Source organism: Gluconobacter sp. OJB, assembly GCF_039638275.1.
Lineage (GTDB): Bacteria > Pseudomonadota > Alphaproteobacteria > Acetobacterales > Acetobacteraceae > Gluconobacter > Gluconobacter cerevisiae.
In genome coordinates this window covers 2,334,026-2,346,548 of record NZ_JBDIWH010000001.1, presented here as the reverse complement: position 1 = coordinate 2,346,548, position 12,523 = coordinate 2,334,026, and the positions used below count along the sequence as shown (strand labels likewise).

Below are 12,523 nucleotides of genomic sequence, written 5' to 3'. Positions count from 1 at the left end.
CGGGAGCGATCAGAACGTGATGCCCGTTTCGAAATCCAGAAGCAGCGGGTTCTTGTAGCGGTTCGTGCCACCGGTGCTCCAGATATACTGCGCACCCGGCCGGATCACGAGCCACGGCGTCGGACGCCAGCCATAGTTCAGCTCGATTGCATGTTCGCCGGAAGGCTTGTTGATGCCCTGTGCGCCCGAAGCCTGCATCTGGCGTGCCCAGATCGTGAGCTTCGGATTGACCCAGAGCATCTTCATGCCAAGGCTGATCGTATCATTCGGGCGGTTACGGAACGTGCCCTTGCGGGTTACACCCCAAGTGATGAAATACGGCGCGACGGACGTGCGCGGATCGCCCCATGTGAAGGACGTGAACAGTGTTGTGCCACGGTTCGGATCGGCCGCATCGCGCTCCAGCATCCGGTCGAACTGGAACCAGCCACCGAACCGTCCACGAACTTTCTGGGTCGGCGCAGACAGCAGATACTCCGCCGGAACGGAGAACATGCTGAGCTTGGAATAGACATCGCTGACTTCGGACGTGTCCCAGTACCCGCCGATCTTGACATTGGTCTGGAGCGGACCGCTGTAATCGTCCTTCCCGCCCTGATGCCAGCCGAGCTGGAACGGAATATAGGTTCCGATCGCGTCGTGAAGGTTCAGCTTCCAGCCGTTATGCGTGTTCGAAATCGTCGGGTCGATCGAATACGCGCCGAACTGCACCAGATAATGGTCATTGCCCGCCGGATAGAATTTCACCCAGGCGCCCGGATGCGCCGTCGGATACCAGCCATAACCCGAGTTCATCGCAATGGACTGCGGCATACCGCAGATCGCGTTGGATTCGAACTGGCAGTACTGGCTCATGCCCCAGTAAATGGACGACTGCTCGAAATCGTTCTCAGTGTTGATTTCACCAACTTCTGTCGACACGTAACGGTTCCAGGGCATTTCCCAGGACAGACGCGTCAGACGCACCGTCTCACCCGAACCGAAAATCTGCTGCGGGCTGTCCAGCGCCGGAAGCGTCGCGCCAATGCCCAGTCCCTGACGCGCCGTGATCAGCGTGTGGAACATGCCGAGATTCAGACCCGTGAGCTTTTTGAGGTTGAAATCGACGTTGATGCCGAATTCATCCGCATAGCGCACAGCCTTGGTCTTGCCACCCATCGGGTTCCCGGCACTGTCCTCAAGATAGTGTCCTCCGATATTGATGCCCTTGTCCGTCAGCCATGTCCGCCAGCCGCCCCAGTCACCCGTCATGGTGCTCTGGGTCAGCCAGTCGTGAAAAGACGCCGGAAAGAAACGGTTCTCGGTTGTATCGGAGGTGGTGGCTGCAGGCTCAACGCCTTTGGGTGTCGGCTTGACGAGCTGGGGGACCGGGGAAATGGATTTCGTGCGGATCTGCGGCGTGCCCATGGTCGCCGTACTGGTTCTGGCCGCCGCCTTCTGATGACCGTCCACCACACCGGCGGGCGTCGTCTGGGCGTATGCGGCGTTCGTAAAGCCGGAAAGCAGCGCTGTCATGGCGCAGGCCGTCCACAGCGTTTTCGTCCAATCCTGTCCGAGCTTCCCCATCTTTCCAACCGTCTCCCTGTGACACCATGACAGCCGCCAGAACCCGATCATGCGGCCGGGAGATGTCATACAGTCCGAAAACGGTCCAGAATAGAGCATGGAAGACGTCAGTTTTCGTAATATGTCCTTCAGGACACGCTCACGACGGCTGACGTCATTTTTTAATCTGGGGATTTCTCCATGATTACAAAAAGTTTAACGCTACAGTTTCGGCACGTTATCTCCCGATCACAGTTGCGTGTTCCCGGTCCCAGCGCCGCGTCAGGGGTTCAAGACAAAGCAGTAACACGACCACCGCAGCAGCGATTTCACACAATGTCCGAAAAAGTCCGGCATAGAGCGAAGCCCCACCACCTCCGGCGATCGCTTCAGGAGACAGCGCAGCCTGATTGGCGACGAGACTGCCCACATACATGGCAATGCCCCACAGCAAATAAAGCGCTCCCATCATAAAGCCACTCAAACGGGCGGGGGAGTAACAGGCAACGACTGCCAGCCCCAGCCCAATCGTCAGCAGCTCAGCCAAAGACAGAAAGCCATATCCCACCACCATCACCCAAGGGGAAACCAGACCATCTGTATGGGCCGCCGCTGCCCACCACACGCCAAACCCCACGGCGACCATGGCATAACCAAGAATCATCTTGCGGGCATGGGAGGTCTGTTTCTGCTGTTGTCCCATCCGGTTGTAGAGAAAGGCCAGTGCAGGACTGAGAGCCATGATCCAGAGGGAGTTGAGCACCTGAAACTGCCCTGCCGACATATGAAACAGCGTCACGCTGCCAATGCGGTAGTCTCCCGAAACGCCACGAAGGGCAAAGAGCGTCAGGGACGTCATCATCTGCTGATAGAAAACGAGATAGATCGTCCCCTGTAGACACAGCATATAGGTCAGCCGCAGTCCCGGACGCTCGATCTTCGGCGCCCGCACATACAATGCCGTCCAGATGCCGGCGAGGGTCGCTCCCGCTGCAATCACGCAAAGCCGGGCCAGCGTGTCACTGCCCAGAATCCATGCGTTGAAAACAGTCATGAGGACGAGGCCAACCCCGACCAGCCCAAACCTGCGCAGCGGCACAGGCTGTTTTTCGGCAGCGGGTGTGGTGGAATCAAGCCAGTTGGACCGCAGCAGGTAATACAACAGTCCGACCCCAAGCCCGACCGCACATGCGGCAAACGCAGAAGGCGCGCCATACCGGATCTGCAACCAGGGCGTCAGCAGCATGGAGACTGTCGAACCGACATTGACGGACATGTAATAGAGCGTAAATGCCGCATCGAGTGCGGCATCATCGTCCTTGTAGATCCGGCGGACCAGATTTCCGGCATTAGGCTTAAACAGCCCGTTTCCCGTGCAAATCAGAGCCATCGCGACCAGGAGCAAAGTGTGGGACTGCAGCGCTCCGGCCAGAACGGCATAGCCACATGTCAGCAGAAGAGCCCCCATGACGACGGTTCGCCGCGCACCCAGAACACGGTCTCCAATCACGCCACCAACAAGCGGCATGATGTAGGTCAGGGCTCCGAAGGCACCCATCATGAGGTTGGCCGCGGCATCCCCCATCTGGAGATGCACGACCATGAACAGCGTAAGAACGGCCTGCATGCCGTAATATCCGAACCGCTCCCACAGTTCGATGGCCAGAACAACGGTAAACGCCTTACGGCGCATCCCGGGGGCGGAAGGGAGAGAAGAAGCAGTCATGCAGAACCCGTCAGAAACCAGAAGACGGGCGGCACCTTAAGGCAAATGCCACTCCCCGGCGAGGATCAGTGCGTGCGTACTGATGAGCCCCAGAACCACCACGAAGATCAGCGCGACAATCCCGCCGATAATATCACTCCACGGCCATTCCGGCAGTCTCGACCGGACACGACGCACCATCCCCATCTCTTCAGCTCTCCTGCTGGCTGAAGAAGGCCTCCAGCTCGGGGGAGACAGTACCGATATGGACCTGCAACGTCACCAGCAGATCACCGGCCGGATGCTTTTTATCGCCTCCGATCCCGCGTCCGGACAGACGCAGGACCTTGCCGCTATCGGAGTGCTTCGGGATCTTGACCGAAACGTCACCCTTCGGGGTCGAAACGGCAATCTTACCGCCCAGAACAGCCGTTTTCAGGTCCAGATTCTGCGTCATCCGCAGGTTCCGCCCCTCACGAACATACCGGCTGTCAGGCGTGACGGAAATCGTTAGAAGCGCATCTCCCGCGACGCCTGGCTGACCATCCATGCCCGGCCGCCCCGGCGCGCCCTTGCCGCGCACACGCAGGGTCTGCCCGTCTTCCACCCCCGGCGGGATGCGGACCTCCGTATGTCCTCCCTCGCCGAGCGTCAGGTCAAGCGACGTTCCCAGAACAGCCTGCTGAAACGAAATCGTCACCGCAAAACGGCGGTCTGACCCCTTGGAAGCACGACGCCCGCCCGAACCGCCAGGCTGGAAATCGCCGCTGAATCCGCCGCTGAACATGTCCGAAAAGAAGGAGCCGAGATCTTCCTGATTGAATCCGCCCTGAAAACCCTGTCCGCCCGAACGTGGCCCGCCCGGACCATATCCACCGCCACCGCCGAAAGGCCCACGCTCCTGCCCCTCGCCATCAATCTCCCCACGGTCAAACCGCGCGCGCTTTTCCTTGTCACCAACAATATTGTACGCCTGCCCGATCGCTTTGAAGCGCTCTTCGGCTTTCTTGTCGTCCGGGTTGTGGTCCGGATGGTACTGCTTGGCCAGCTTCCGATACGCGCTGCGAATGTCCTTGTCCGTCGCCGTTTTCGAAACGCCCAGTACCGAATATGGGTCGCTCATCTCATTTCCCCGTCTTCTTCAGGTCCTTCATCCAGCAGGGAAATCAGGACCGCAATGACTTCATCCTGCGGGAAGCCAGCCCGCACACCGTCTGAGATCAGGTCTTGCAGTCTTGGTCGCAGATAATCTTCTGCGGGATATCCGTCGTCTGCCATCTCTGATCCTCCGTTATTTCCAGATGTGTGACCACTGCCGCTTCTGGTCAATGTTTCAGAACAAACTCTGCAATATCAGGCACGACAGCACCATCAATCGGAAGCGACCCATCGGCGGCTGGAACCAGGCCCAGATCCGCCAGCGAATGAATCGCCGAGGGCAACAGAACGACCGTCGCCTCAGGATCAGCAGCCCTGAGAAGCGGTACATCATCAGTAGCGCTAATTTGCCGATCGGCACCGCCCTGAACGATCAAGACCGGCCCGTGATATGCCTTGAGCAACAAGGCTGGATCATGATGGAAAAGATCGATCATAAAATCCTGCACCCGCGGATGAAAGACACCCCGCAACCCCGGATGCAGCGTCAGGACATCCACATAACGTCCAGCTTCGAGCGCATCAATCGCAGCATCCATCTGCGGCAGAACCGTTTTGGCCGACGGAATGGCATGAAGCTGCGCCCGCAGGACTTCGCCAAGCGGTCGTCCCGGAGTGGACAGAAGGATCAATCCGCAGATATCCGCCTGTCCCTGAGCGCTGGCAAGGGCAACGAGGCCGCCTTCGCTATGCCCCAACACCCAGATACATCTTGCGCCAGTTTTGGCCCGGATCACCCCAATCCAGCTTCGCACGTCGCTCGCGTAATCCGCGATCGTGACGTTATTACCGTCGGCCACGGCCTGTTTGCTGCCGAACATCCCGCGCTTGTCGATCCGGACGGAAGAAATCCCGTGGGTGGCAAGACCATCCGCAATCTGTCGAAGCGTCGCAGGCCTCTGCCCCAGAGCCGAATTTCCATCCCGATCCGTCGGACCGGAGCCAGGGATCATCAGTACGACAGGTGTGCCAGAACCCGCATTCACAAACGTCCCTGCCAGAACTCCCAAAGGGCCGGGAGCCGTGACGGGGCTGCTCTCAGCCGCAAATGCATGCGGCGCCAGCCCGCAGACACCTGACAGAAGAAGGAGGAAACGAAATATCTTCGACTTCATTCTGCGTCTCCTGCTCAGGCGTCTTTGCTGCTTTACCGAGTGAAGGCTCTGACGAAGGCGTTTTGCTGTTTGACTTCGACGGGGAGTCTTGTGTCGGTGAGGGCTTTTCCCTGCCATCCGGCGCCGAGGGCGATGTAGAGGGCGACGGCGTTGCGGACGCGGGCGAGGCGTCCGACGACGGCCTGGTCCTGTGCGGACAGGGCGGTCTGTTCGGTCGTCAGCACGTTCAGATAACCGGTCAGACCGGCCCCGAAGAGCTTCTGGGCGCGATCACGGGCGAGGCCGGCATCGACGGAGGCCTGATTCAGCTGCTCGACCAGTTCGGCATTATGCCGCCAGTCGCCCATCGCGTCCTCGACATCCGCAAACGCCTTGAGCACCGTCTTGCGGTAGTTCAGACGGCTGCCCTCGGCCTCGGCCCGGGCCTGCGCGATCGCGGCGGTGTAGCGGCCGCCATGGATGACCGGCAGCGTTGCCATCATCATGAAGCTCCAAGCCATGCCACCTGCCTGGAACGCCTGATAGGCGGCGGACGCGTTCGGATTGAACGTGAGCGGGATCATGAATTTCGGATAGAGGTTCGAGACCGCAATGCCTACGCGCGCGGTGTCGGCGGCGTATTCGGCCTCGGCCACGCGGATATCGGGGCGGTTGGCCAGCACGATCGACGGCAGACTGTCGGGGAAGCGCGGCAGATCCGGGATCGGGCGGCGCTTTTCCAGCTCTTCCTCAAGCTGGCCCGGCATGTCGCCGACAAGGACGGCGATGGCATGCATCAGCCGCTCTTCCTGCTCGTGTAGCGGCGCCAGACGGGCGCGTTCGAGATGTTCTTCCGTCTGCGCCTGCGCCACGGCCAGCGTGTTGCCAAGACCGTGGGTGTAGAGCTTTTCGGTCAGTTCGCGCGAGCGCACGGCCACGTCGATGGCGCGTTCGGTGACGCCCAGACGCTCCTGAACCGAGCGCAGCGTCACATAATCCGTCGCCATCTCGGCCAGCAGGGCCAGAAGAACGCCGCGACGGTTCTCGATCGATTCCTCGACGATCCGCTTGCGCTCTTCCACCTGCCGGGCAATGTGCCCGAACAGATCGACTTCCCAGCTCGCCCGCGCACCATAGGTCAGGACCGAGGCTTCGGGGTGATTGGCCGGATTGCCCGGTCGCAACGGCCAGTTGTCGATATTGATCGAGTAACGGTCATCGCCGCCACCTGCGGCCACATCGAGCTGTGGATACCAGGCCGACTGCGCCTGACGGCGGACGGCGCGCTCGGCGATAATGTGCTGCGAGGCGATCTGCAGGTCGTAATTGCCCTTGATCGCCTGATCCACCAGCTCGTTGAGCATGGGGTCGTGGAACTGCGACCACCAGTCCTTCATGTCCGCCGCCGACTGCGCCAGCGCATCGGCCGTGGCGGGATGGGGCTGCTCGACGAAGGCGTCGGGCACCTTGATCCGGTCCGGCGTGAAGTTCGGCCCCACCGTACACGCCGTCAGCGACAGACAGGTACTCAGGGCAAGGGTCAGGAGTTTGCGGGACATGTCAGAGGTGGTTCTGCAGCCAGGTGGTCAGACGGCCGCGCGCGCCCGGCGTTTCACGTCCGATCGTCACCGTGGCCGTCATGCCGGCCGCCAGCGTGATGTTCGGCGGCACGTTATCGAGTTCCAGACGCACCGGAATACGCTGTGCCAGACGCACCCAGGTGAAGATCGGATTGACGTCCGGCAGGCCCAGCTTGTCGGACACGCCGTTCTGATCGTTGATGCCGCGGCCGATGCTCACGACATGCGCCATGAGGATCTGTTTGTAGCCCATCAGCTTGATGCGGGCCTCGTCCCCCACATGCACGCCGTGCATCTTGGTTTCTTCAAAATAGCCGTTGATCCAGAAGCTGTGCGCGTCGATCACGGCCATACCGGGCTGACCGGCATGGGCGTAGTCACCCACGCGCAGGTTCAGGTTGGTGATGTAGCCGTCCACCGGCGAATAGACCGTGGAGCGCTGGAGGTTCAGCAGGGCGGTGTTCAGCTCGGCCTTGGCTGCGTTGACCTTGGCGCGCTGGGTCTCGACATTGGAGTTGAAGTCTTCCTGCTCTTCTGCCGAGACGATTCCGCCCAGTCCCATACGACGTTTGGCGTCGGAACTGCGGAGCTTCAGGTCTTCCTCGGCACCGGCCAGACGGGCGCGGGCCGCATCGATATCAAGGCGAAAGCGCACCGGATCGAGCACGAAGAGCGGATCGCCCTTATGGACGAACTGGTTATCCACCACCGGTACGGCGACAACCGTGCCCGAGACTTCGGGAGCCGCGTCCACGACATAGACGCGCACGCGGCCGTCACGGGTCCAGGGGGCGAGGACATAGATGTCCCACATCGTCCGCCCCAGCCCGATGGCGAGCGCCAGCACGACAAGGGTCAGCAGGACACGGATTACACTGCGGGTCCAGTTCATCGCTGACCCCTCCTATACGTAAAGGATGAGCAGACAGAGAACACAGACATAGAGCGCTATTTCAAAGAGAGCGACGTGCCAGAACCACCCCAGGGCGCCCGTGCGCCACAGAATGCTTCGAAGCAGTAACGTCACAAAGACCGCCGCTACGGCATAAATGGAAAGCGGAGCAACGAAAACGCCAAACAGGTTAACTTCAGCCAGCATCAGAAACCAGCTCCAGCGTCAACCACCAGACTGCCAAACGCCACACTGTAAGACAACTCGCCCACAACGCTCCTCAATCAGACACAACGACTCCCCCTCAAATAATGAGGGGGTTGTGTGCTGGCGACGTGCTTACGCCATTACGTTGGGGCTGACTATATGGGTTTGGCCAATATCAGCCACAAAATGTCTTATTTCCGAAGGCCGAGGATATTGCGCACAAGATCAAACACACGTCTGAGCGTAAAACGTCCGGCAGGCCCGAATACAACCCCTGTCAGAGCTGCCATGGCCACAGACTGTTTGAGCTGTGCCAGCTTGCGATCACGACGGATGCGCGCTTCGATTGCAATGGGGTCCGGAATGGAGCGGGCTGCGAGAAGTCCGAAGATCACGACAAACAGAAGGTCCACACCCATGACGCAGAGTGCGGACGCGACATAACCCAGTCCGACCACATCAATAAAAAATGCCCACAGGAACCCGTGAAACGAGATTGCCGCGAACATCAGAAAAACTGCCGCGACAACACCGTAAGCGACTCTGCGGCCGATTCGCATGGCAGAGCGGGAAAGGATCTGTCCCTGGGCGGAGAGGACGTCCTGTCCGAGTTCAATGGGCTTCATGGGAAATCGTTTGCCTCTTCTTCAGGACGGAGCCGGACGCAATGCCGTCCGTCTCCTGCCTGGAAAGAACCGGGCTGTTACTTGGAGAAACGGCCGGCAAGGAAACCGACAACGGCCGAAATCAGGACGGCTGCAATCGGACGCGCCCGCACACGCGTCGAAACATTTTCAATTTCATGATCTGTGATTTTGCGGGCATTTGCAACGGCATGATCCGTGCGGTCCGCTGCGTCGAGCAGAGCGGGATTAATGCGGTTGTTCAGGAGTTCCTGCAACTGGGTCCGCAGACCGTCGATCTGAGCCTGCGTGGTTTCGGCTGCAACTTCAATGTTATCCTTGACGCTTTTACGGCTCATGTTCAAACCCCTTCTTCAGTATCAGGTCAGATCCGTTCTGGCCTGATTTTGTTTCGCTCATAACGATCCATTCTCCCAGAGGTTGCATGTCAGGCCTGTCAGGCGCTCCCCGCATGGCTCCCAAGCAGGGGAGCACTCGTCCCTCCCGCCCCAAAGCCGTCGTGCAGCCCGTACTGGATATTATCGGCCTACGTGCAGCCATCGATGCGCCGCCCGTCGATCTGTCGCTCCTGCCGGGCGCGACCCTGACTCTTTTCGGCAACCAGCCTGCGGCCCTGTCGCGCCTTTTGGACGTACTGGCAGGATTCCTGCCCCATCTGGGCGGCACCATCATGGTCAATGGCGAAGATGTGACGTCCCGGCCGGCCGCAGAACGACACATGCGGATCGTCAGCCCGCGGGACCCGCTTTTTCCGCATCTAGACCTGCGCGACAACATCGCCTTCAGCCTGCGTGCGAGCCGTAAAGGCAGACAGGAAGCCCGGGCTGCTGCCGGACGGATGATCTCGCTCATGGGACTGGATGGTATTGCAGACCGGCGCCCCACAGAACTGGATGCGGAACAGTCCCTGCGCGTCAGACTGGCCCGCGCCCTGATCACTTCGCCTGACGTCTTGCTTCTTGACGACCCGCTCCACGCACTCGATCCACATGCCGCACGCCGCATTCCGATCCTGCTGAGCACTCTCTCCCGCGCCCTGAACCTCAGCGTCATTCACGCCGTCTCACGTCGGGAAGATGCCCTGCACTCAGGCGGGGCGATCGCAGTTTTTCACAATAACGCACTTTTGCAATGCGCCGACGCTGTCCGCCTCTATGACCGTCCCACCTGCGTGGAAGTCGCAACCCTTTTCGGTGAGACCAATACGCTGACAGGACAGGTTCTGGACATTGGTGATGACGTGGCCCGTGTTCATCTGGCCTGCGGTGGCATCGTGGACGCCATGATTTCCGAAGATCTGAGCGAGGGGCAGGAATGTCTCGTCTGCATTCGCCCGGACCGGATATCACCGTTTTTCGGTCCCCAGAGCCTCGGTATGGACGACGATGAAGACATCCCTGTGCGTGGCGTTTTAACCGACAGCACCCATCTCGGGGACCATATCCGCATGCGCGTCCGCTGTGCGGAAGGAACGGAAATCGAGTTACGCCGCCCCCCACTTCAGGCCCAGAAAATCCCTGCCTCTGGCACTCCCGTACAGCTTGCCTGGCCTGCTGCTCATGCGACGGCCTTTCCGCTGGGTGCCGGGATGTATTAAAGTGCGCCCATTCTGTCCGGAAATAATCGGACGGCCCCTTTCGGACACCTGAATTTTTCTGAGGATCCTCTCGTTCTGACCCGGCCTGCCTTCCCTTTGCGACATGTCTTTTGGACATCTGGTCGGATCTCCCGCAGGAGCCTCCCGCTTCGGACGTCTTTCTGCGCGCTGCTGATTCTGTCATCGCTGACCTCGGCAGTGCAGGCCGCTTCACCGCACCAGAGCAGCGGTATCGGCACGTTTCTGACATCTGTCAGGCGCGACATTACATCGGTTTTCGTGCCCGCACCGGCCTCCGCCCATGGGCACAGACGCGTTCGCCACGTTCGCAAACCCGTCCATCATCCTGAACCCGGCTTCGGCGTTCCCCAAGGAACAATAGCCGCACATGCCCTGACTGCCGCTAACACTGCTCTGCCTCTGGTGGAATGGGACGGCAAGACAAGCACCCTCCAGACTGCGATGCAGACGACAAAGCCCGCATGGATGGCCGTTCTCGTCACTGGGACGCAGCTGACTCAGGCCTGTGAGGGTAAATGGGTTCATCCGATAGATAACACATCAACCTGCGGCATTCCCGGAGGTGTGAGCGACGTTGCCCTGACCTGGGATCGCTCACGACTGACGACGGCCCCAAGCTGGCAGGATTTCTGGGATGTGGCCCGCCATCCGGGACGGAGAGGATTGCATTTCGGTGCCCGGACGACACTGGAAATCGCCCTGCTGGCTGACGGCGTTGCGCCACAGAATATCTATGCGACGCTTTCGACGCCGGCTGGCGTGGAGCGTGCGTTCCGCAGGCTGGACCTGCTGCGCCCCTATATCGTGTGGTGGGAAACCCCCGCTGATGCTGCCCGCATCATGGAGCAGAGCGGCGCTCTTATGCTGAGTGCGCCCGCCACGGAAGTCACCAGCGTGAGTGCGCGCGCTCCGTCAGGCCCGGCGACATCGCTGTTCGTTGCCGGGACACAGAATGTGCTCCGCTCTCCCCTTTTCTGGGCCATTCCCATCAACGTTTCCGCCGAGAACGCACACCGGGCCCTTGAGCAACTCCGGATGCACGCTCCTCATCTGGAAGACATGCCCGTTCCTGTTCTTCCGGAAGCAACCCCCACGTTCCTGACGGTCAGCGACACGTTCTGGTCCCTACATGGCGACGCGCTTGAACAGCAGTTCGCAGCACATTTCGTTCCCCGGACGCCCTGATGGCCCTCGCACTCCGCCTTAATCTTCCCTCGATCCTGACAGGGCTTTTGGGGGCCTGTGCGCTGATCGCACTCCTCATGCGGGTTCTGCCAGCTTCCGTTCTGCGCCGTCTGGGGTTGATACTGCTTCTGCCCGGACCAGGGCTGGCCCTTGCGCTAGCCAGCCTTCATTCTGCTCCCGGATGGCTCGAAGGGCTGCTCATCGCCCCCGCAGTAGCTTTTCCCATTGGGGCAACTCTTTTGACTCTTCCTCCCGGCACGACCCGCGCCGCCATCGGTCTGGGAGCAGATCTGCCGACACGCCTGCGCCTGATCTGGTTTCCGCTCCTATTACCGTCCGTTTTTCTTTCCATTCTTCTGGCGACCGCTTTCTGCGTTGCCTGTGCCCTGCTGGACCATCCATGACGTCTCCCTCCGCGCCTTTCTGGCAAACCGTTCCTCTGGATCAGATGTCTTCCGAACAATGGGAATCCCTCTGCGACGGCTGCGGTCGCTGCTGCCTCAACAAGCTGCGCGACGAAGATACGGAAGAGGTGATTTACACAGACGTTGCCTGTCGTCTTCTCGACACCCATACATGCCGTTGCACCGACTACGCGGATCGTCACCGCAAGGTCCCCGACTGCGTAACCCTGACACCTGCCCTTCTGGCTGAAATCGACTGGCTTCCGCCCAGTTGTTCTTATCGCCTGCTGCGCGACGGATTTGATCTTCCCGACTGGCACCCGCTCCGCACGGGTAACGACAAAGGCGTCCACAGTTCACGCGCATCCGTTCAGGACCGCTGCATCAGCGAGCGTCGTGCAGGCCCTCTGGAAGACCATCTGGAAGACTGGCCCGGCGAATGGCCAGACCGCTCGCCGCTGTGTCAGGTCCTGAAACGCAAGACCTGACAC

The 12,523-nt window shown here is 60.3% G+C and carries 15 protein-coding genes; 4 read left to right on the top strand and 11 right to left on the bottom strand.

Annotation, left to right across the window (positions count from 1 at the left end):
- Positions 1-9: 9 nt before the first annotated feature.
- The 11 genes from ABDK74_RS10880 to ABDK74_RS10830 form a co-directional block, all read right to left on the bottom strand.
- Complete coding sequence (locus ABDK74_RS10880; protein WP_346004214.1) at positions 10-1,566, bottom strand: carbohydrate porin; 1,557 nt, start codon at positions 1,564-1,566, stop codon at positions 10-12.
- Between the two features lie 217 nt (positions 1,567-1,783).
- Positions 1,784-3,271, bottom strand: a complete 1,488-nt coding sequence (locus tag ABDK74_RS10875) for an oligopeptide:H+ symporter (RefSeq protein WP_346003810.1) — start codon at positions 3,269-3,271, stop codon at positions 1,784-1,786.
- Between the two features lie 36 nt (positions 3,272-3,307).
- Positions 3,308-3,451: a hypothetical protein gene (locus ABDK74_RS10870; RefSeq protein WP_194263195.1), complete on the bottom strand. Its 144-nt coding sequence runs from the start codon at positions 3,449-3,451 to the stop codon at positions 3,308-3,310.
- A gap of 10 nt (positions 3,452-3,461) precedes the next feature.
- Complete coding sequence (locus tag ABDK74_RS10865; protein ID WP_346003809.1) at positions 3,462-4,373, bottom strand: DnaJ C-terminal domain-containing protein; 912 nt, start codon at positions 4,371-4,373, stop codon at positions 3,462-3,464.
- Positions 4,370-4,528: a hypothetical protein gene (locus ABDK74_RS10860; protein WP_194255805.1), complete on the bottom strand. Its 159-nt coding sequence runs from the start codon at positions 4,526-4,528 to the stop codon at positions 4,370-4,372. The genes ABDK74_RS10865 and ABDK74_RS10860 overlap by 4 nt, the downstream gene beginning before the upstream one ends.
- Positions 4,529-4,575: 47 nt before the next feature.
- On the bottom strand, positions 4,576-5,523 hold the full coding sequence (locus tag ABDK74_RS10855) for an alpha/beta fold hydrolase (RefSeq protein ID WP_346003808.1): 948 nt from the start codon (positions 5,521-5,523) through the stop codon (positions 4,576-4,578).
- A 32-nt stretch (positions 5,524-5,555) separates the two neighbouring features.
- Positions 5,556-7,061 carry an efflux transporter outer membrane subunit gene (locus ABDK74_RS10850; protein WP_346003807.1) on the bottom strand — a complete coding sequence of 502 codons (1,506 nt, stop codon included), beginning with the start codon at positions 7,059-7,061 and terminating at the stop codon, positions 5,556-5,558.
- 1 nt (position 7,062) lies between these two features.
- Positions 7,063-7,974 carry an HlyD family secretion protein gene (locus tag ABDK74_RS10845; protein WP_194256261.1) on the bottom strand — a complete coding sequence of 304 codons (912 nt, stop codon included), beginning with the start codon at positions 7,972-7,974 and terminating at the stop codon, positions 7,063-7,065.
- Positions 7,975-7,986: 12 nt separating this feature from the next.
- Complete coding sequence (locus ABDK74_RS10840; protein ID WP_062499659.1) at positions 7,987-8,181, bottom strand: DUF1656 domain-containing protein; 195 nt, start codon at positions 8,179-8,181, stop codon at positions 7,987-7,989.
- 191 nt (positions 8,182-8,372) lie between these two features.
- Positions 8,373-8,807 carry a hypothetical protein gene (locus ABDK74_RS10835; RefSeq protein ID WP_346003806.1) on the bottom strand — a complete coding sequence of 145 codons (435 nt, stop codon included), beginning with the start codon at positions 8,805-8,807 and terminating at the stop codon, positions 8,373-8,375.
- 77 nt (positions 8,808-8,884) lie between these two features.
- Positions 8,885-9,163 carry a hypothetical protein gene (locus ABDK74_RS10830; protein WP_099287712.1) on the bottom strand — a complete coding sequence of 93 codons (279 nt, stop codon included), beginning with the start codon at positions 9,161-9,163 and terminating at the stop codon, positions 8,885-8,887.
- Between the two features lie 86 nt (positions 9,164-9,249).
- On the opposite strand from ABDK74_RS10830, the gene ABDK74_RS10825 reads away from it, so the two are divergent.
- The 4 genes from ABDK74_RS10825 to ABDK74_RS10810 all read left to right on the top strand — a co-directional run bounded on the left by ABDK74_RS10825 (position 9,250) and on the right by ABDK74_RS10810 (position 12,520).
- Positions 9,250-10,422, top strand: a complete 1,173-nt coding sequence (locus ABDK74_RS10825; protein WP_346003805.1) for an ABC transporter ATP-binding protein — start codon at positions 9,250-9,252, stop codon at positions 10,420-10,422.
- 198 nt (positions 10,423-10,620) lie between these two features.
- On the top strand, positions 10,621-11,628 hold the full coding sequence (locus ABDK74_RS10820; protein WP_346003804.1) for an extracellular solute-binding protein: 1,008 nt from the start codon (positions 10,621-10,623) through the stop codon (positions 11,626-11,628).
- Positions 11,628-12,032 (top strand): hypothetical protein, encoded by a 405-nt coding sequence (locus tag ABDK74_RS10815; protein ID WP_346003803.1) that lies wholly within the window; start codon positions 11,628-11,630, stop codon positions 12,030-12,032. Before ABDK74_RS10820 ends, ABDK74_RS10815 begins: the two co-directional genes overlap by 1 nt.
- On the top strand, positions 12,029-12,520 hold the full coding sequence (locus tag ABDK74_RS10810; RefSeq protein WP_346003802.1) for a YcgN family cysteine cluster protein: 492 nt from the start codon (positions 12,029-12,031) through the stop codon (positions 12,518-12,520). Before ABDK74_RS10815 ends, ABDK74_RS10810 begins: the two co-directional genes overlap by 4 nt.
- Positions 12,521-12,523 lie beyond the last annotated feature (3 nt).

Coding starts and splice junctions, on each gene's coding strand:
- ABDK74_RS10880 (WP_346004214.1), bottom strand. CDS start 1,566: ATGGGGAAGCTCGGACAGGATTGGACGAAAACGCTGTGGACGGCCTGC.
- ABDK74_RS10845 (WP_194256261.1), bottom strand. CDS start 7,974: ATGAACTGGACCCGCAGTGTAATCCGTGTCCTGCTGACCCTTGTCGTG.
- ABDK74_RS10835 (WP_346003806.1), bottom strand. CDS start 8,807: ATGAAGCCCATTGAACTCGGACAGGACGTCCTCTCCGCCCAGGGACAG.
- ABDK74_RS10810 (WP_346003802.1), top strand. CDS start 12,029: ATGACGTCTCCCTCCGCGCCTTTCTGGCAAACCGTTCCTCTGGATCAG.
- ABDK74_RS10840 (WP_062499659.1), bottom strand. CDS start 8,181: ATGCTGGCTGAAGTTAACCTGTTTGGCGTTTTCGTTGCTCCGCTTTCC.
- ABDK74_RS10870 (WP_194263195.1), bottom strand. CDS start 3,451: ATGGTGCGTCGTGTCCGGTCGAGACTGCCGGAATGGCCGTGGAGTGAT.
- ABDK74_RS10865 (WP_346003809.1), bottom strand. CDS start 4,373: ATGAGCGACCCATATTCGGTACTGGGCGTTTCGAAAACGGCGACGGAC.
- ABDK74_RS10860 (WP_194255805.1), bottom strand. CDS start 4,528: ATGGCAGACGACGGATATCCCGCAGAAGATTATCTGCGACCAAGACTG.
- ABDK74_RS10830 (WP_099287712.1), bottom strand. CDS start 9,163: ATGAGCCGTAAAAGCGTCAAGGATAACATTGAAGTTGCAGCCGAAACC.
- ABDK74_RS10825 (WP_346003805.1), top strand. CDS start 9,250: ATGTCAGGCCTGTCAGGCGCTCCCCGCATGGCTCCCAAGCAGGGGAGC.
- ABDK74_RS10875 (WP_346003810.1), bottom strand. CDS start 3,271: ATGACTGCTTCTTCTCTCCCTTCCGCCCCCGGGATGCGCCGTAAGGCG.
- ABDK74_RS10855 (WP_346003808.1), bottom strand. CDS start 5,523: ATGAAGTCGAAGATATTTCGTTTCCTCCTTCTTCTGTCAGGTGTCTGC.
- ABDK74_RS10815 (WP_346003803.1), top strand. CDS start 11,628: ATGGCCCTCGCACTCCGCCTTAATCTTCCCTCGATCCTGACAGGGCTT.
- ABDK74_RS10850 (WP_346003807.1), bottom strand. CDS start 7,061: ATGTCCCGCAAACTCCTGACCCTTGCCCTGAGTACCTGTCTGTCGCTG.